This is a genomic window from Halobacillus litoralis, assembly GCF_009856445.1.
Classification (GTDB): domain Bacteria; phylum Bacillota; class Bacilli; order Bacillales; family Halobacillaceae; genus Halobacillus; species Halobacillus litoralis.
On record NZ_WMFA01000001.1, the window covers coordinates 801,593 to 819,501 of the forward strand.

At 42.2% G+C, this 17,909-nt stretch carries 16 protein-coding genes; 10 read left to right on the top strand and 6 right to left on the bottom strand.

The genetic code is table 11. From position 1 onward, the window contains the following. Positions 1-83: 83 nt before the first annotated feature. The 4 genes from GLW00_RS20635 to GLW00_RS03665 all read left to right on the top strand — a co-directional run bounded on the left by GLW00_RS20635 (position 84) and on the right by GLW00_RS03665 (position 3,871). A complete protein-coding gene (locus GLW00_RS20635) occupies positions 84-788 on the top strand; it encodes an ABC transporter ATP-binding protein (RefSeq protein WP_335808433.1) in 705 nt (234 codons plus the stop codon). Positions 789-802: 14 nt separating this feature from the next. Continuing rightward, positions 803-1,870: a nucleotidyltransferase family protein gene (locus GLW00_RS03655; protein ID WP_160911309.1), complete on the top strand. Its 1,068-nt coding sequence runs from the start codon at positions 803-805 to the stop codon at positions 1,868-1,870. 27 nt (positions 1,871-1,897) lie between these two features. After that, a complete protein-coding gene (locus GLW00_RS03660; RefSeq protein ID WP_237417435.1) occupies positions 1,898-2,866 on the top strand; it encodes a metallophosphoesterase in 969 nt (322 codons plus the stop codon). Positions 2,867-2,929: 63 nt separating this feature from the next. Continuing rightward, positions 2,930-3,871, top strand: coding sequence for an LCP family glycopolymer transferase (locus tag GLW00_RS03665; RefSeq protein ID WP_160911312.1), 942 nt, complete (start codon positions 2,930-2,932; stop codon positions 3,869-3,871). A 218-nt stretch (positions 3,872-4,089) separates the two neighbouring features. On the opposite strand, the gene GLW00_RS03670 is transcribed toward GLW00_RS03665, so the two are convergent. The 6 genes from GLW00_RS03670 to GLW00_RS03695 all read right to left on the bottom strand — a co-directional run bounded on the left by GLW00_RS03670 (position 4,090) and on the right by GLW00_RS03695 (position 9,721). After that, entirely contained in the window at positions 4,090-4,887 is a 798-nt protein-coding gene (locus tag GLW00_RS03670; RefSeq protein ID WP_160911314.1) for a sugar phosphate isomerase family, read from the bottom strand. A gap of 13 nt (positions 4,888-4,900) precedes the next feature. Beyond that, positions 4,901-5,692, bottom strand: coding sequence for an amidohydrolase family protein (locus tag GLW00_RS03675; RefSeq protein ID WP_160911316.1), 792 nt, complete (start codon positions 5,690-5,692; stop codon positions 4,901-4,903). Positions 5,693-5,704: 12 nt separating this feature from the next. Then, entirely contained in the window at positions 5,705-6,694 is a 990-nt protein-coding gene (locus GLW00_RS03680; RefSeq protein WP_160911318.1) for a Gfo/Idh/MocA family protein, read from the bottom strand. A gap of 12 nt (positions 6,695-6,706) precedes the next feature. Continuing rightward, positions 6,707-7,519 carry a carbohydrate ABC transporter permease gene (locus GLW00_RS03685; protein ID WP_160911320.1) on the bottom strand — a complete coding sequence of 271 codons (813 nt, stop codon included), beginning with the start codon at positions 7,517-7,519 and terminating at the stop codon, positions 6,707-6,709. Between the two features lie 18 nt (positions 7,520-7,537). Beyond that, the gene (locus GLW00_RS03690; RefSeq protein ID WP_160911322.1) at positions 7,538-8,407 is read right to left on the bottom strand and encodes a carbohydrate ABC transporter permease; all 870 of its coding nucleotides are present in this window, start codon (positions 8,405-8,407) and stop codon (positions 7,538-7,540) included. A gap of 81 nt (positions 8,408-8,488) precedes the next feature. Beyond that, entirely contained in the window at positions 8,489-9,721 is a 1,233-nt protein-coding gene (locus GLW00_RS03695) for an ABC transporter substrate-binding protein (RefSeq protein WP_160911860.1), read from the bottom strand. A 339-nt stretch (positions 9,722-10,060) separates the two neighbouring features. Here GLW00_RS03695 and GLW00_RS03700 point away from each other — a divergent pair, with 339 nt between their 5' ends. From GLW00_RS03700 to GLW00_RS03725, 6 genes are all read left to right on the top strand, one after another. After that, positions 10,061-10,747 carry a DUF4867 family protein gene (locus tag GLW00_RS03700; RefSeq protein WP_160911324.1) on the top strand — a complete coding sequence of 229 codons (687 nt, stop codon included), beginning with the start codon at positions 10,061-10,063 and terminating at the stop codon, positions 10,745-10,747. Then, entirely contained in the window at positions 10,744-12,501 is a 1,758-nt protein-coding gene (locus GLW00_RS03705; protein WP_160911326.1) for a solute:sodium symporter family transporter, read from the top strand. Before GLW00_RS03700 ends, GLW00_RS03705 begins: the two co-directional genes overlap by 4 nt. Before the next feature lie 21 nt (positions 12,502-12,522). Beyond that, complete coding sequence (locus tag GLW00_RS03710) at positions 12,523-14,574, top strand: alpha-glucosidase (protein WP_160911328.1); 2,052 nt, start codon at positions 12,523-12,525, stop codon at positions 14,572-14,574. 78 nt (positions 14,575-14,652) lie between these two features. Further along, the gene (gene sftI / locus GLW00_RS03715; RefSeq protein WP_160911330.1) at positions 14,653-15,996 is read left to right on the top strand and encodes a sulfoquinovose isomerase; all 1,344 of its coding nucleotides are present in this window, start codon (positions 14,653-14,655) and stop codon (positions 15,994-15,996) included. Positions 15,997-16,013: 17 nt separating this feature from the next. Next, positions 16,014-17,180, top strand: coding sequence for a diphosphate--fructose-6-phosphate 1-phosphotransferase (locus GLW00_RS03720; protein WP_160911332.1), 1,167 nt, complete (start codon positions 16,014-16,016; stop codon positions 17,178-17,180). Next, positions 17,170-17,901, top strand: a complete 732-nt coding sequence (locus tag GLW00_RS03725) for a GntR family transcriptional regulator (protein WP_089651227.1) — start codon at positions 17,170-17,172, stop codon at positions 17,899-17,901. Before GLW00_RS03720 ends, GLW00_RS03725 begins: the two co-directional genes overlap by 11 nt. Positions 17,902-17,909: the final 8 nt, after the last annotated feature.

Consider the following 17,909-nt stretch of genomic DNA (forward strand, 5'->3'; position numbering starts at 1 on the left):
CTGCCGAACCTTTAATAAATCATTCAACTCTTCCTCCTATTTCTTTTCATAACGTTGTCTTCAGTTATGATGGGAAGTCGAACGTGATTAAAGATATGAATCTAGATTTACCTACGGGAAAAATGACAGCGATTGTCGGACCAAGCGGAGCGGGGAAGTCTACATTGTTTCAGCTTCTTCAAGGTTTTTATAAACCGACTACAGGATCCATAATTTTTAATGGACAATCCATTAATCAGATGAATTTAGCAGCGAGGAGACAATTGATCGCCTATGTTCCCCAGGAATCCTTCTTATTTAGTGGGTCTCTAAAGGAGAATCTAATGTACGCCCGTCCAGCTATAACACATACGGAAATAATTCAGGCGGCTAAAGCTGCGAATATACATGATTTCATAGAATCGTTACCCCATGGGTACGACACAGAGATAGGTGAGCGGGGAGTTAAACTCTCTGGTGGACAAAAACAGAGAGTTGCCATTGCCAGAGCTTTTTTGAAAAATTCCCCTATTCTTCTTTTAGATGAAGCTACATCGTCATTAGATCACGAAACTGAGTTTTTGGTGAAAGAAGCTCTTGATCGTTTGATGGTAGGGAGAACTACTCTAGTCATTGCCCATCGATTGTCTACGATAAGACATGCTGTTCACATGGTGGTTATGGACAAAGGGGAAGTAATCCAGCAAGGAAATCATGAGCAATTGATTAATGAGGACGGGTTGTACCGGGATTTGTATGAGAAGCAGTTTTTCTTAAAAGAGGGCCATGCCTTGAAAGTTCATGCATAAGGAGGGATATGGGTGTGATTTACACATTCGTTAACCAACTTTATTCTAATTGCTCCTTTAGTGGGGTGGATTTTAGAATCTTAATTGAAGAGGTTGATAAGGATGGTGTATCTCCTCAAATCTATGCACTGTTGGTTGAACAGGGGAGGCTGGAAGAAACCCCTCATTTCTTTCAAGTGCGTTTGCTAGAGAAAGTAAAACATAATCGATATTCATCTGTGTTTATTAAATGTGAAACAGACAGGATTCTTACTGAGTGTGATAAACAGCAATATGAGGTCATTCCATTGAAGGGTATTTACTTTGCTGAAGACTATTATGGTGATTATTCCCACCGTACGACTAGTGATATTGACATTTTAATAAGAAAAGAACGACTGGATGATGTTATTCAATTAGTGAAAGATTTAGGATTCGTGGAAGAAGAAACCCATATTTCGGGTCATTTTCATCGCTCTTTCAGTAAACCTCTGCCCCATTCAGCTATTCCTTTGACGGTAGAGCTTCACTGGGAATTGATGAGACCTGATACTTCTTCTGTGGATACAGATTTTTTGTGGTCTCGATCTGTACCATTTAAAAGTTACGACAATATAAAAAAGCTATCTCCTACACACACTTTTTATTTTATGTGCCTCCATGCTTGGAGACACAATCTCGATTCAATAAAACATGACCTGGATGTTATTCAGACTATGAAACATATGCCTAGGAATCTAGCAGCGGTATTACAATTAGCCAAACGTCATCAAACCTATAAACGTCTAACCCGGACGTTAGCCATTTTATACGAACGCTATCCTATTCTTCGTGAAAGATATCCGTCTCCTCAGGTTAAAGCTCTTTGGTTTCATAAAATCGAGAAATTCAACTGGAGTAAAGCAATGATTTTTTTCGACTATCAAGTGTTAAGCTATGATTCGTTGAAACACCGAATAACAGAAACAGGAAGGTTGTTTTTCTCTCCTGAAAGCAGGAAATATGGTCAATTGAAACTCAAAAAAATAAAGAGTAGGTTGATTTACTTATATATAAGGCAGAAGCAGCAGGTACGCAATATGATTAAGGCCATTAAGTTATAGTTTCGGAGGGAATGACGGGTGAAAAGAATGATCATCTTATTTATGATAGCCACTATACTTTTAATCATTTTAGTCATTCCTTATACTATTTGGGATAACAAGAGGGTAAAAATAGTTAATGAAGCAATTGTTGTAAAAGAATTACCAGATGGACTTCATGATTTTAAAATATTACAGGTGTCTGACCTTCATGAAAAGTCGTTTGGTAAAAATCAAAAAAAATTAATAGATCAAATAAATTCCTTGGAGTATGATCTGATTCTATTTACTGGAGACATGATGGATGGTGTAAACAGTGAAAATACAGCACCATATTTTAGACTTATCGAAGGAGTTAAAAATAAGGAATATGCTTACTATGTTGCTGGTAATACAGACCCGTCCAATTATGATATAGATCAAGGGCAATTGGTTAAAAGTGATTTTATTGAGAAAATGGAAAAACGCGGGGTGAAACTCCTTGAGTCAATTGAAATCATTGAGCACAAAGGGGAACGACTGAACCTCCTTGATTTCGAACTTTCTATTCTGAAGCCTGAGAATGGGTTTGTTGTAGCAAATGGGAGAGTGAAGCCAAAGTATTCTCAAACAGAGCCTTATATCCAATACCATAATCAATTATTGCAAGAATTAACTCAAATGAATGATGAAGGGATTACAATAGCGCTCAATCACTATCCCGTGTCTGACCCACGAGTCGATCAGATTAATAAGACTTCTTATTATAGTTTTGGGAAATACGATCTAATTATTGCTGGCCACTATCATGGTGGACAAATCCGCTTACCTTTTTTGGGTGCGCTTTTTATTCCGGAACCTTTTTATAGAAATGGAGGGTTTATCCCTCCAAGAAATCGTGTGAAAGGACTTTGGGAATATAGAGGGACAAAACAATATGTAAGTGCGGGCTTAGGTAGTAGTGATGCTATAAATCTTCTGAACTTTCGTTTGTTTAACACTCCGGAAATCAATTTGATTACCTTGAAAAAAGGTTAGTAATCTTAGTTGGAAAATTATATAATAGGTTTAGATTGCTATAAAGATGGAGTGAAATGAAAGATGAGTCGTTCAAAAAAACACGAGAAGAAAAAAGGCCGATGGTGGAAAGTTTCCCTTGTATTATTAGTAATGTTATTAATTCCGGCAGGAGTATATAGTTACTCCCTTTACAGTGGGGCCAAAAACACGGTGGATTCAAAAATGCACAAAGAAGTCGCATCCATCGATCATGAACTGACAGAGAAAAAGCGTAAGGAAAAGGAACCACTTAACATTTTGCTGATGGGCGTCGATGAAAGAGCCGGAGATTCCGGGCGTTCTGATGCTTTAATGGTATTGTCTGTCGATCCAAATGACAATCGCAGCCAAATCATCAGCATTCCACGTGACACACGGACAGAGATGGTGGGCAATTCTTCTCATTCTGGAAAACAGGATAAAATCAATCATGCTTACGCCTTTGGTGGAGCAGATATGGCTATCCAAACGGTAGAGAACTTCCTGGAGATCAACCTGGACTATTATGTCCAAGTGAACATGGAAGGTTTGGAAGAAATGGTGGATGCCGTTGGTGGAATCACCATCCAAAACGATATCGAATGGTACGGGAAGAATAACTTCCATTATAAAAAAGGTGAATTGACCATGGATGGCGAAGAAGCTCTCGGCTATGTGCGTATGCGCTATGACGATCCTAAAGGTGACCTTGGTCGTAACGAACGTCAACGTAAAGTTATTCAAGGGATTGTTGATAAAGGGATGAATGTCGGATCCATCAATAAAATCGGTAACGTCATGGACGTACTTGGAAAGAATGTCTCCACAAATATGGACTTCAGTACGATGCAGGATTTAATGAAGAACTATAGTGGGGCGAGAGAAAATCTTTCTACCTACCAGATGACAGGTAGTGGGACCAAAATTAATGGAATCTATTATTTAGAAGTGCCTGATCAGGAAGTCCAGGAAGTTCGGGAAATGATTCTGGATTACAATTCATAAGTTTTAAAAGCTGCTCTTATAAGAGCGGCTTTTTTTCTTTGCTTAGATTTGGTAATAGAATAATGGCGAAATAAATATTACCCGGGAAATTATTGTCTATTTTTCATTAAGAAATGCAAAAGAATGGGGGGGGGTTCAATTAGAAAAGACCTGAAGCGTGACTGGGGAGTCCTTCACGCTTCAGGTCTTTAACTCTTAATGGCCTTGGCTTGCTAAGGCTAATTGATCACTTTACGGGCCGTTTCTTTCGTAGCTATAAACTTCAGGTCTGCATGGTTTTGAAGTAAGGTGACTGGATATCGGACATCTTCTTTCCCGCAGGTGGCTTGGTAAAAGGCTTCTTGCTGCCACGCTCCTCCATCACAATAAAGTCGGATTTTCCTTGCATTCATAATATCTTTCATTCCTAAGGTAATGGCCATCGGGGGGAATTCATCAAAACTTCCGCCATTGTTCCGAATACTATTCATCACCTGTGTTTCGGGAGCTAAGGATAGAATTCGAGTTTTGGAGTTTCTGAATTCTTCGATGGTCACTTGATGGAAGCGGGAGATGACAGGTTCATTAAAAGCGACATGCCCGTGCACCCCTACTCCTCCCAAACATAAATCAATGCCTCCAACCTGCTCCATTTGGATGCTTATATCATCGATATTGTACACATCAGGAAAATGACGCTGATCTTTCGGGGGCCTGAGAGAAGGATGGAGGCTTTCGTAAAATTCGTTCATGAACTTTTTGAAGCTGTATGCGTGATCTTCGTCAATGGGACGCCCCTGCCAATCCAGGTATTCATCCATGTTGAAGATATGAACGTTCTTCCAAGAAATTTCTTCGTCATTCGTGATGCGGGCTAGGATGGGGTACGGGCGAACAGGTCCTACGGGCAAAATCAGTCTGGTAAGTAAGTTTTGTCTATTACGCTCCTGGATAAAATCAGCCAAATAACGGGCGAAGTGATGGGCTGATTCTTCTGGACCTTCTGTCAAAGTGTAGGAAACGTCTCGTTTTTTCATCATTTCCCTCCAATTACAATTTTAGGATAGATTTCATATTCTCAGAAAAAATACGGTGCTGAGTCTTTTCGTCCAGATTAAGGAGCTGAAATAGCTTTTTATGGTCGTTATAAGAAGATTGCAAGTCATCGTAATGAACATCTGAACCGAACAAGATTTTTTCAAAAGCTCCCTCCCAATAGAATAGATCCTGAAAGAAAGAAGGAGATTTCCGGTTCCTCCAACCCATGGGTGATCCGGATAGGTCGACATAAGCATTGGGATGAAAGCGAGCCATCATAGCTGCCTCCTCGTGCCATGGCATTCCTAAATGAGCGATAAACATAATCAAGTTAGGGAAGGATCGCGCCACACGGTCTAACATCACCGGACGCATACGGGCAGATGAAACATCATCCTGCTGATCCACTTTCGTTTGCAGAATGAAGCCTGTATGGAAAAGGACAGGCATGCCCAGTTCTTCAATCTTCGCATAGATGGGATCATAGCGGGGGTCATCATAATTGTGCAAAGGCCGCGTCGTTTTAATTCCTCTAAAACCCTGGGTATATAAGCGTTCGACGTCTTCTACTGTCGACTCCCCTAAACGGATAACCCCAAATCCAATCACACGGTCAGGATACTCTTTCATCGCTTTCCTGACATCTTCATTTGTAGGTGAAAGGTCTCCAAGCCAGTTATCTGAGGGGAGACCGAGACCGCTTAAGCAGACACGCTCAATACCGATCTCATCCATCTGTTTTATTAAGCTCTCCATATAATTTGGGACGTTGAGAATGTGGTGGTGCATATCAATGACACTCATACTTTTCCTCCTTTAAGAAAGAGTGAAGTCATTTAAAAGAACTTCTTTTCCTGACCGAACCGACTTTTCAGCGGCAAAGGCAATCTTATGACTCCAATAGGCTTCCTCAAGAACCCCATCCAATGTTTTTTCTGATTTGATAAGACGTGCGAATTCTTTCATTTGTTCAACTTCACCTGGATGATCAAAACCTGTCTGGTCAATTCCTCCAAGGTCAAAGAGGGGAGGGTTTTCTATGTTCTCTGACATCAGTTTTTGCTGGTTAGGATAGTACGTAAATTGATTGTCTTTTTGAAGGACGCCCACTTCAAGATGGTGTTGCTCACAGGATAGGGAAACCCCTAAGTTTCCAAAGGTTCCATCCTCAAATTCCACAATGACCCAGCCGTTTTCGATCATTCCTTCAGTATGGTCTCCTTTAGCGAATACAGAACGAGGAGGGGACTTTATGAGATTGACCATAAGATCAAAATGGTGGATGTTTTTCTCTAAGAATGTACCACCGGACCGGGTTCGTTCCAGTCGCCAACTTTCACTCCCAGAACGAAAGGGAGGTCTGAACTCATGGCACCAAATGGATAGAAGGGTGCTTGTGTTCACATGTTTTTTTAAGCGAGTGAAACCAGGGTCATGTCTTAGTTCTGTTCCAATGATAAAAGTTTTCTCGTACGCCTTTATTTTTTTATATAGGTCTATGAATTGGTCATACCTAGCAACCATAGGCTTTTCTGCGAAAATAGCTACTTGGTTTTTCATCGCTGTAATAATATTTTTTGCGTGGAGGTCGTTAGGTGTAGCAATGACGACAGCATCGACCCTCTTATTCCTATACAGTTCTTCTTCGTTGTGAAAAAAATGAGCCTCCGGGTAGAGGTGTTCAACAAACGCCTTTGATTCTTTATCGACATAACCTACCACTGAAAATTCGTTGGTATGTTTCATGGCTTTAAGTAAGGATTTTGAACGATTCCCAGCACCGATCAATCCAATCGAAATGGTCATCTCCACAGCTCCTTATCCTTTTACTGATCCTGCTGTCATTCCAGCTATGAAGTATCTCTGCAGGAACACATAGGCAATTATCATGGGTGCTGAAGCAATCATGACACCCGTAAACAGCATCGGGAAGTTTGTCATATACTGCCCTTGGAATTCTAATAAAGCGAGCGGCAATGTTTTATATTCGTCTTTCGTGATGAACAGCAAAGGATATAACAAGTCATTCCAATGCATGACAAAAAGAAAGATGGCCGTTGCGGATATCGAAGGCAAAGATAACGGCAGGGCAATTCTACGGTACACCTGCCAATTGTTCGCTCCATCAATGGTACAGGCTTCAAATAATTCTTTCGGAATGGTTTTCATGAATCCGGTCAAAATGAACACCGCAACGGGTAAGGTCACGGATATATTGACGATCATTAACCCACTGAGCGTATTGGTTAAGTCCAACCGGTAAATCAATGAGTAGAGTGGAATCATATTTACTTGGGCTGGGACCATCATTCCTAGGGTGAATAAGCCGAAAAGTAATCCTCCCATCCACTTGTTCATTCTTGTAATGGCATAGGCAATTAAACTGGCAAAGAACAAGGTGAACGTTACGGATACAAGGGTCACGATGACACTGTTCTTGAAATATGTAGCCATCGCTGTTTCATTAAATATTTGTACATAGTTGGAGAAGTTGAATGATTCAGGCAGGCCTATGGGATTCTCATACATTTGCGATGTGGTTTTAAATGTAGAGAAGAAGACGGTCAACATGGGAATGATGATGATGGCTGCGTAAATGAAGAGCAGCACTCTTTTTCCTAATCGATCCATGAATTCTTTCCCTCCTTTTTACGTAGCTCTTGATCTTAAGACTCTCATTTGAACGATCGTGATAATCGCAATGACAATCATGAAAATGACAGATTCAGCGGATGCATATCCAAAGCGGTAGCTCCGAAAAGCCGTATTGTAAATTAGCGTGGCTAAAATTTCTGTCGAGTAGTTCGGGCCACCCCTTGTCATGGCAAAGATCAAATCGAAGGCCTTAAACGATTGAATTGTTGTATAAGCCACAACAATCGTAGCCGCAGGTGCCACCAGAGGCCAGGTGACTTTCTTGAACGTCTGCCATTTGTTTGCTCCTTCCATTTTGGCCACCTCATATAAATCTTTCGGAATCCCCTGCAGGCCAGCGACGAAGATAATCAGCATCTGCCCCGTATGGAACCAGACTTGAACAGCGGAAATGGAGTAAATAGCGATATCTTCATTGCCTATCCAATTCAATGCGAGTGAATCCAGGTTAATAGCCTGCATGACCGTGTTGATCAGTCCGAGGTTCGGGTCATACATATAGGACCAAATAAAAGCAACAGAAACGGAAGATAAAATCGTTGGAAAGAAGTAAAGCGCCCTTAAAAACACACTGCGTTTCGAGTTCTTCGTTAAAAACAGGGCGAAAACTAAAGAAAACAAGGTTTGAAAGATTACGACAAACAGCATGAATTCAATATTATTCACTAATGATTTACGAAAAATAGCATCAGCCGTGAAGATTTCCACGTAATTGCTGACTCCTACAAAATCGTACTCTGTAGATAATCCATCCCAGTTTGTGAAGGAATAGAAAAGAGCACTTATTGTAGGGTAAATAAAAAAGATCAAATACAAGATCAATCCTGGAACAACAAATAGGTAAATGGATTTTCCAGCTTTCATAAGTGCCTCCTTAGTCATAAATAGAAGAAGAAAGCGTCTGTTTTCATGAACCGCGCTTTCTTCCCCTATAAGGAATCTTGGTTATTTTACAAATTGATCGACCACTTTTTGTGCTTCAGCTGCAGCTTCTTCTGGGTCTGTTCCTCCGATGACGGATTGTATGGAAGCGATGACCGCTTTTTCAATATCCGCACTATTGATTAAGTAGCGAGGTTGGAAGCGTGTGTCTTTATCCATCCAATCGGCCGTGTTTTTCAATACTTCAGACTCATAATTCACATCGTTTACGGTTAGGTGCTGTCCCGTTTCGTTTGCATAAGTACTGGCATTCTCAGGCTGGCTTAAGAACTCAATGAATTTCTTCGCTTCGTCTTGTGTGTCAGAGTTCTTATTAACAGCCATCATGAATGTCGTGGTGTGAATCCCTTCATAGACGGCTTCATCTGCAGGAACCGTGATCGGTGCCAGAAGGCCAAGCTTCATGTCTGGGTTCTGTTCTTTAATACTAGCCATGGCATACGAACCACTTCCGAGCATCGCTGCTTTTTCTTGAGCCATTAGTGCGATCGCTCCGTCGTGTTTTGTTCCAAGGGAATCATCCTGGAAATACCCTTTGTCGGCTAGTTCCTTGAATTGACTTAGTGTTTTGACCCACCACTCGTCCGTCAATTTTGTTTCTCCATTTTCCAATTGTGTAAAGATATCTTCATCTGTTGCATTATTCATCATCATACTGTTCATTAATTGTCCTGGACCAATGTCTGCACCAGGGAAGGCCATTGGGGCGTATCCATTTTCCTTCAACGTTTCATTCATAGCTAAAAACTCTTCCCAACTCTCAGGGATTTCAATTCCCAACTCCTCGAATATCCCTTTGTTGTAGACGGGCTGGTTGAACACCAACTGATAAGGAACGGCCCACTGTTTCCCGTCTTTCTGACCAGCTTCCAGTAAACTCTCATTAAAATTGGATAGTAATTCTTCTCCAGATAGATCTGTCATCAATCCTGCTTTATCCATAATTTCGAATTGAGAACCTGGAAAGGATGTGAATACATCGCCGACTTCCCCATCTCGAATGAGTGTCTGTGCTGTGGATTGATATTGTTCGGATGGATAAATGGTCATATCCACTTTAATTCCTTCATTTTCCTTTTCAAACTTTTCAATGAGCTGATCGAAAACCTCTTTATCTTCCCCACGCCAATGAATGAAACTGATCGTTTTACTTCCATCAGCATTATCAGATTCACCAGAGCTTTCCGATGAACAAGCGCCTAGAACCATTGTCATTAGAATAAAAACGGCAAGCATTACATGCTTAACATTCACTAATTCGTCCCCCTTTTGTTTTACATACTAACGTTGCTACCTTAATTAATAACGTTACAACCTTTAATTCCGCACCTCCTCTATTGATAACGCTTTCATTGTCTAATATTATATGGACAGACCCTGAATATTTCAACACTTTTTAGAAAATTAAAAATTTTATATCAGGTATAAATATGATTAAATCGCTGTTTCATGCAGTTTCGTGGAAGGTAATTAAAATTTCCTCTTGCCAGATTGAATGCGCTTCCAGTACAATGAATAACAACAAAGATACCTACGTTTAATAAAAGGTAGATATCTTTAATGTGGAGGGATGATATGCTGGACCAATTGCAAAAGATGAATGTTTCTCTAAATATTCGACACGTGGAGGATAGTTCCTTTAAGAATTTCGGACGAATACTTGAAAGGTTTCCTGATGAAGATCTCATTCCATTGATTGAAGATCTTCCGGTTCCCGAGAGTGGGAATGTATATGTCCCTTCTGAACCTGCTTTGGAGTTAAAAGGTTTGAAAAGCACCATTCAGAAAAGGTACTACGGTGGGATGGATATTCAAATTGGCTACTGTAATGGGAACAATTCCAATTTAGGTGGACTGGAATATCATAAAGGCAGTGAAATTAATGTGGCTGCAACGGATATGGTCCTGCTTTTAGGGCATTTGAATGACATGGAGGAGAGTACTTTTTCTACAAATCATTTGAAAGCGTTTTATATTCCGAAAGGGTATGCGATCGAAATGTTCCAAACGACCCTTCACCTCGCTCCTTGTAAAGTGACCGGTGAAGGATTCAAATGTATCGTCATTTTACCTGAAGGTTCCAATACTCCATTAAAGGATGAAGAAAAAGGGGAAGACTCCTTACTTTTTATGAGAAATAAATGGCTGATTGCCCATGAAGAACATCAAAGGTTTGTCTCTCAAGGGGCACATGTCGGGATTAAAGGTCCCAATGTATTTGTACAATATTTGAACGATAAAGAAGGAGGAAGTCAATCATGAGTATTCTATATACACTGGTCACGTGTATCTTGTTTATGGGATTGGTCGGATGGGTGTCTTACCGGAAGGCGAAAGGGCAGGTCAATGATTCTGATGGGTATTTTCTGGCCGGTCGTGGATTAACAGGTGGGTTTATTGCTGGTAGTTTGCTGCTGACGAACTTATCTGCAGAACAATTGATTGGTCTAAATGGACAGGCTTATCGCACGAACTTGTCCAACATGGCTTGGGAAGTGACAGCACCAATTGCTGTCATCATTATGGCATTGATCCTGCTTCCTAAATACTTAGGTGGGGCATTTTCCACTCTTCCGGAATTTTTAAGTACACGATTTGATGATGGTGTCAGACGTTACATAGTGGTCCTGTTTATGCTCGGGTATGCGTTTGTCACCATACCATCCGTTCTTTATTCCGGCGCACTAGCGGTGCTGAAGCTCTTTGATGTTCCAGGTCTCTTAGGTATTTCTTTCGAATCATCGGTCTGGCTCGTTATCTGGGTGATTGGTATTATCGGTGCCATTTATGCGATTTTCGGCGGATTGAAAGCGGTTGCAGTATCTGATACGTTAAATGGAATTGGTTTGCTGTTGATTGGTTTAATGATTCCTGTGATCGGACTTTTCGTACTAGGGGACGGAAACTTCTTTCAAGGGTTCAAGACGATGGCTACTGATAATGCAGACAAGTTGAATGCGATTGGTGGAAAAGATGATTCTGTTCCATTTTCCGCTATATTCACGGGTATGATCTTCATGAACATGTTCTATTGGGGGACGAACCAGTACGTGATTCAGCGTGCCCTGGGAGCAAAGAACCTGGCGGAAGGTCAAAAAGGGGTCTTGTTCTCCGGTTTTTATAAGCTTGTTGTACCTATTCTCATGATGATTCCAGGAGTTATTGCTTTCCATCTATATGGGTCAGGGTTCCAAACGGTCGATTTGGCTTATCCAACCATGGTGACCAATTTGATGCCTACGATCTTCTCTGGATTGTTTTTAGCTGTTCTTCTGGGAGCGGTGTTCTCAAGCTTTAACTCACTTTTGAACTCAGCGGCAACGATGTTTGCTTTAGATGTGTACAAGCCTGGTTTTAAGCCCGATGCTTCTGATGAACAGTTGATTCGGGTAAGTAAATATTTCGGTACGATTTTGGCACTCGTTTCATTCTTTATTTCCCCGATGCTCATGAGTGCACCGGATGGCCTTTGGGACATCATTCGTAAGTTTACTGGATTCTTTAACATCCCAATCATCGCGATTGTGCTCGTAGGAATTGCATCCAAGTTTGTTCCGCCACTGGGCGCGAAGATTGCAGTGATTTTTCACGTCATTACGTACTACATGCTTGTATGGGGATTGAACCAGATGTTCGGCATTGAAATCACGATGAACTTCATCCATATTTCTGCCATCCTTTTTGTTATCGAAGTCGGTATTATGTTGGCAGTCGGATATATTCGCCCACTGTCCAAACCTTATTCGTTCAAGCATGCTCCAAAAGTGGACATGGTCCCGTGGAAGTATGCGATTCCGACAGCGATTATTTTGTTGAGTTTGATTGTATTTACTTACATCGTCTTCTCTCCAATCGGGCTTGCATATCCGGACGCGGTGGTTTCCCAGTCGTTCTGGATCGCTTCTGGTGTGTTGATTGGTTTAACTTCTGTAGCACTGGTCTTTGCTATGAAGAAATGGGAAAAGAAATATGACCGTGTCGTAGAAAAACAAATGAAAAAAGCGGCTAATCTATAATTTTCAAGGAGGATTTCATCTATGCAGACGAAACAAAAACAAGGGCTATCCATTCAATATCAGGGAAATACGTTCGAAGTTGTACTCGATGGACGTAAGATCCTTGAACATACACCGACGTCCCCGTGTTTATTTGTCGGTCAAGGAGAAGAAAAAATTGAGATGTACCGTGGAAATTATGAGATCGAAGATTATGTGGTGGAACGCTTCGGACTGAGAAGTTTTGAAGTTATTGAAGAAAGCGCACAGGGTTTCCGTATTGATTTTAAGCGGACTTCCATGGATTCTGAAACTCTATCTGTAGCCTTCAGCTATGAAAATCAAAATCTGAAACTGGATTTTTCAGGAGATCGAAAGGTCTTCAATCGTTTTTGGGTTCGTATCCCTGCTGATTCCACAGAAAAGGTGTACGGATGCGGGGAGCAGATGTCTCACCTGAATTTGCGGGGCAAGCATTTCCCACTTTGGACCTCTGAGCCAGGTGTTGGCCGGAACAAAAACACGTACACCACTTTTCTAGCAGACCTTCATGATAAGGCGGGGGGCGACTATTATCATACCAATTACCCTCAGCCAACATTCCTGTCCTCGAAGAAGTATTTCTGTCATGTCGATACCACTGCCTATGCCGACTTTGATTTTCGAAAAGATCATTATCATGAACTTCAAGTGTGGGAAGTCCCGTCGCAAATCATGTTTGAAACGGGAGCGAGCATCAAAGAGGTAGTGTCTCGACTGACTCATCATCTAGGGAGACAGCCGGAGCTTCCCGAATGGACGTATGATGGCATCTGGCTCGGTATGCAAGGCGGCACGGATGAGGTTCAAAAGAAAATCGATGCTGCGCGTGATAAAGGCATGAAGGTAGGGGCTGTCTGGGCTCAGGATTGGCAAGGGAAAAGAGTGACCTCTTTTGGCCGCCGTTTGAACTGGAACTGGCAGTGGGATGAGAATGAATATCCTGAACTGGACCAAAAATTGAAAGAATGGAAAGAACAAGGCATCCGTTTCTTAGGCTATATTAATCCATATTTGATTTTAGATGGAGCATTGTATAAAGAAGCTGCGGCGAATCATTATTTTGTCCTCAATCAACAAGAAGACGTTTATTTAGTTGACTTCGGTGAGTTTGACTGCGGAATTGTCGATCTTACAAATCCGGCAGCCTTTGAATGGTATAAGCGCGTCATTCAAAAGTACATGATTGATTTCGGTCTAGATGGCTGGATGGCTGATTTCGGAGAATACTTACCGACCGATGCCAAACTCCACAATGGTGAGCCGGCGATGCTTATGCACAATGCGTGGCCGATGCTGTGGGCAAAAGTGAATTTCGAAGCTGTTGATGAAGCTGGTAAAACAGATGACATAGTCTATTTCATGCGTGCAGGCTACACAGGAAGCCAAAAGTACTGCCGTTTGTTGTGGGCGGGAGATCAGAGCGTCAACTGGGATCTTGATGATGGGATCGCGTCTGTCATCCCTGCTGCACTGTCTGCGGGCCTTGTCGGAAATGGGCTTCACCACAGTGACATCGGTGGATACACGAGTTTGCATGGAAACAAGCGTTCCAAAGAATTGCTACTTCGCTGGGTAGAACTCGCTGCTTTCACGCCAGTAATGAGAAGTCATGAAGGAAATCGCCCGACCGATAGTCACCAGTATGATCATGATGAAGACACGATGAATGCATTTATTAGAATGACAGATGTCCATGTGACATTGACTCCTTATTTGAAAGATCTTGTGAAAGAAAATGCGGAAAAAGGGGTTCCGGTTCAAAGACCGTTGTTTATGGAATTTGAAGATGACGCACAGACGTATGACCTTCAATACCAATACATGTTGGGAGACGATGTGCTTGTTGCACCTGTCTACGAGGAAGCAGCGAGCCAGTGGAATGTTTATCTTCCGAATGAAACATGGGTTCACCTCTGGAGCGGTGAAGAATTTGTCGGCGGCCATGTAGAAGTTTCCGCTCCTATCGGTCAGCCTCCTGTTTTTTATAAAAAAGAATCCGCCTACTCCGATCTCTTTGAGAAGATTCGGGAAAAACATATGCCTATAAAATAAAAAGGTAATAACCTTTGTTAAAAGGTAGGTATGTATGGTATGATGTTTTCAAATGAAGAAAAAAGGTGGGACGGATCAATGAGTATGAAAGTATTGTATCTTCCAATTGGGAGAAAAACATTTGATTTAGAAGCAGGAGAAATCCAAAGGAAAAAGAGTTCGGAGATGTTGAACGAGTTAGGCATTGAAGTGATTGAACCTGAGGGCATCCTTACTTCACCAGATGACTTGAACGACTTTTTGAAAGCGATTGCTAAGGATGACATCGGCGTTTCCATTTATCAAAGTGTCACGTTCGCGGATGGTGAATTTGTTGAAACACTGATCAAGCAGGTGGAAGCGCCTGTCATGGTGTGGTCCATTCGTGAACCGAGCATTAACGGACGTTTGCGCTTAAACTCCTTAACGGGTGGGAACAGCACCAGCCACGTGTTGAAATGTGCGAAGCATCCTTATTCCTTCCTTTTCGGGAATCCGGAAGAGGCTCAAATTCGCGGGCGTTTAAAAAAATATTTAAAAGTTCAGCAGATGATTCAAGATTTAAAGCAATTCAAAATTGGCGTCATCGGGGAACACCCTCCTGGCTTCTTTTTCTCAGGAACAGACGAAGAGATGCTTCACAAGCAACTGGGGGTTGAAGTGAAAAGTGTGGACTTGATGAAAGCCTTCGAAGAGTCTAAGAAACTATCAGAAGGAGAATGGGAACATGCGATTGACCGAGCTCAGCAGCAGGTGATCGGTTTGAACAGAAATGATGAAACAGTCCAGCGCTTTGCTCAGTTCACGACTTATGTCGAGTCTGTCGTTAATAAAGAAAACCTTTCGGGACTTGCCATCCGTTGCTGGCCGGAGTTTTTCAATGAATTAGGAGCAGCCGCCTGTTCAACCCTTTCCCAATTTACCGAAGATGGGATCGTCTCTTCTTGTGAGTCGGATATCCATGGTTCTGTTTCCATGTTTATTTTGCAGCAGATGAGTGGAGGAAAAGCCCCTTACTTAGGAGATATGGTTCATGTGAATGAAGCTAGTAATTCAGTCGTCTTCTGGCATTGCGGTGCGGGTGCCTATTCTCTGGCTCACCCTGATCAGGGAGCGAAGCCTGGCGTCCACCCGAACCGTAAGCTCGGATTTACGATGGAATTCGGTCTTAAGCCAGGGCAGGTGACGATGTTCCGCGTCAGCTATACACCAGATGGGTATCGTCTGCTTGTTATGAGAGGAAACGCATTGGATACTCCGAAACGTTTCAACGGGACGTCTGTAGAAGTGGAACTTGAGACGGAGATCAATGACACGCTTTACAGTTTAATGGAAGAAGGGTTTGAGCCTCACTATGCTCTTGTTTATGAAGATGTCGTTGAAGAGCTTGTGGAACTTGGGCGTCAACTGGACCTTGAAACCATCGTTTATACGAAAGATTGATTGAAGGAGGACACCTGATGAAACATGTCGCAGTAGGGCAGGCAGGAGGACCGACAGCTGTCATCAACGCTACCCTGGCTGGTTTTGTTGAAAGTGTAAAAGAACAGTGTCAATTGACCTTCGTTGAAGGAGGTTATCAAGGTCTGGTAGAAGAGAACTTTCTTTACGGTGATTCGGAAGTCATTGATTGGATTCTTGAAAATCAGTCAGTGCCAGGGGCCTGCTTACAATCCGGGCGTTACCCTTTTAATGATCAGGCAATTGTTGAAGCGGTTCATTCCCTGAAGAAGCACCAAATCGATACCCTTGTATTTATCGGTGGGAATGGAACGATGGAAGCTTTATTAAAGGTGAAGAAAGAAGCCGAACGTCAGGGGTATTCTCTACAGGTACTCGGACTTCCAAAAACGGTGGATAATGATTTGGGAGGCACAGATCACGCTCCTGGTTTCGCAAGTGCAGCAAGATCGATTGCGCAGACGACGAAGGATTTGAGTCGTGATTTATATTCAATGAAAAATTTTGAGCAGGTCCGCATATTGGAAACGATGGGCAGGAATGCCGGGTGGTTAGCTGCCGCTGCAGGAGCCTGGAGAGAGTATGCGGAGGAAGGCCCCCATTATATAGCTCTTCCTGAACAGCCATTGAATAAGGAAACTTTGTTAACAACAGTCAAAGAAGCTTTGAGTTCCTATGGTTACGCGATCGTTGTGGTCAGTGAAGGGGTTCAGTGGGAACAAGGATCTCAAATTGAACTCAATCAAGTAGGCGGACGCTCCATTCTTGGGGGTATTTCCAAGGAAGTCAGTGAATTTATCAAGGAAGAATTAAATGTAAATACAAGGGCGGAACTGTTGGGGATGAATCAACGGGCGGACACATCGGCTTTATCCCCCATCGATACCTATGAAGCTTATCAAATTGGCAGAGAAGGTGGTCGATGGGTGATGGAAGGGTATGATGAAGTAATGGTCGCTGTTGGGCGAAAAGCATCAAACTATTATACAATGGAGATAAAACCTGTAAAACTTGAAAAAGTGATTGCTGAGGGAGAACGGCTGTTACCAGCTCAATTCATCACAGATCTAAAGGCTTATTACCAATGGTTGACTCCACTGTTAGGAGGTGACCGGCCTTCTTATCCTCCGCTTTCGAGAAGGAGAGTCGAATATAGTGAACACTAAAGTGAACCCCAACAAAGATTTAGCCCTTTACTTACAATTGAAAGAATTATTCATTGATCGTATCCATAATGGACAATGGGAAGCAGATAAATTGATTCCGACCGAGCAGGAACTTATGAAGGAATTCGACGTCAGCCGCACAACGATCCGTCAGGCCATTTCCATTCTCGTGCAGGAAGGATTGGTAGAAAAGAAACAAGGGCGCGGAACTATCGTGAAACCTAGAAAATTGAGCGGAAACTTAAGTCAATTGAAAGGGTTCGCTGAAGAGGTTCTGGAACGCGGGCAAGTTCCTCGAAGCAAGTTGATCCGGGCAGAGTTTAAATCCAATCTCCATCATGAAAAGTCCATGCTTGAGGTCAAAGACGATGAACCCATTTTGTTAATCGAACGGATTCGTTTAGCGGATGAAGTACCGGTGGCCCTTGAGCGTACATGCTGGCCGAAAGAGATCGGCGAAATCCTGATGAAGCACAATTTAGATGAAGCGCGTTACTACGAAATTCTTGAAAACTACAACATTTATTTGAATAGAGCCAGCGAAAAGATCGCCGCCATTAATGCAACCATTGATGAAGCAGATGCTCTCGGAATACGGGGAGGCGAAGCTCTTCTTGAAATGACGAGGCTGAGCTTCGGTGTCAATGAACGACCGATTGAATACACGAAAACGAAATACCGTAACGATCAATACCATTATAGTCTTGAACTTAAACGATAAAAGGAGAG

What these genes read in the sequence shown, in the direction of transcription:
- GLW00_RS03700 (WP_160911324.1), top strand. Translation starts at nt 10,061, where the DNA reads ATGCTGGACCAATTGCAAAAGATGAATGTTTCTCTAAATATTCGACAC.
- GLW00_RS03660 (WP_237417435.1), top strand. Translation starts at nt 1,898, where the DNA reads ATGATCATCTTATTTATGATAGCCACTATACTTTTAATCATTTTAGTC.
- GLW00_RS03710 (WP_160911328.1), top strand. Translation starts at nt 12,523, where the DNA reads ATGCAGACGAAACAAAAACAAGGGCTATCCATTCAATATCAGGGAAAT.
- GLW00_RS03705 (WP_160911326.1), top strand. Translation starts at nt 10,744, where the DNA reads ATGAGTATTCTATATACACTGGTCACGTGTATCTTGTTTATGGGATTG.
- GLW00_RS03680 (WP_160911318.1), bottom strand. Translation starts at nt 6,694, where the DNA reads ATGACCATTTCGATTGGATTGATCGGTGCTGGGAATCGTTCAAAATCC.
- GLW00_RS03685 (WP_160911320.1), bottom strand. Translation starts at nt 7,519, where the DNA reads ATGGATCGATTAGGAAAAAGAGTGCTGCTCTTCATTTACGCAGCCATC.
- GLW00_RS03665 (WP_160911312.1), top strand. Translation starts at nt 2,930, where the DNA reads ATGAGTCGTTCAAAAAAACACGAGAAGAAAAAAGGCCGATGGTGGAAA.
- GLW00_RS03695 (WP_160911860.1), bottom strand. Translation starts at nt 9,721, where the DNA reads ATGCTTGCCGTTTTTATTCTAATGACAATGGTTCTAGGCGCTTGTTCA.
- GLW00_RS03690 (WP_160911322.1), bottom strand. Translation starts at nt 8,407, where the DNA reads ATGAAAGCTGGAAAATCCATTTACCTATTTGTTGTTCCAGGATTGATC.
- sftI (WP_160911330.1), top strand. Translation starts at nt 14,653, where the DNA reads ATGAGTATGAAAGTATTGTATCTTCCAATTGGGAGAAAAACATTTGAT.
- GLW00_RS03670 (WP_160911314.1), bottom strand. Translation starts at nt 4,887, where the DNA reads ATGAAAAAACGAGACGTTTCCTACACTTTGACAGAAGGTCCAGAAGAA.
- GLW00_RS03720 (WP_160911332.1), top strand. Translation starts at nt 16,014, where the DNA reads ATGAAACATGTCGCAGTAGGGCAGGCAGGAGGACCGACAGCTGTCATC.
- GLW00_RS03675 (WP_160911316.1), bottom strand. Translation starts at nt 5,692, where the DNA reads ATGAGTGTCATTGATATGCACCACCACATTCTCAACGTCCCAAATTAT.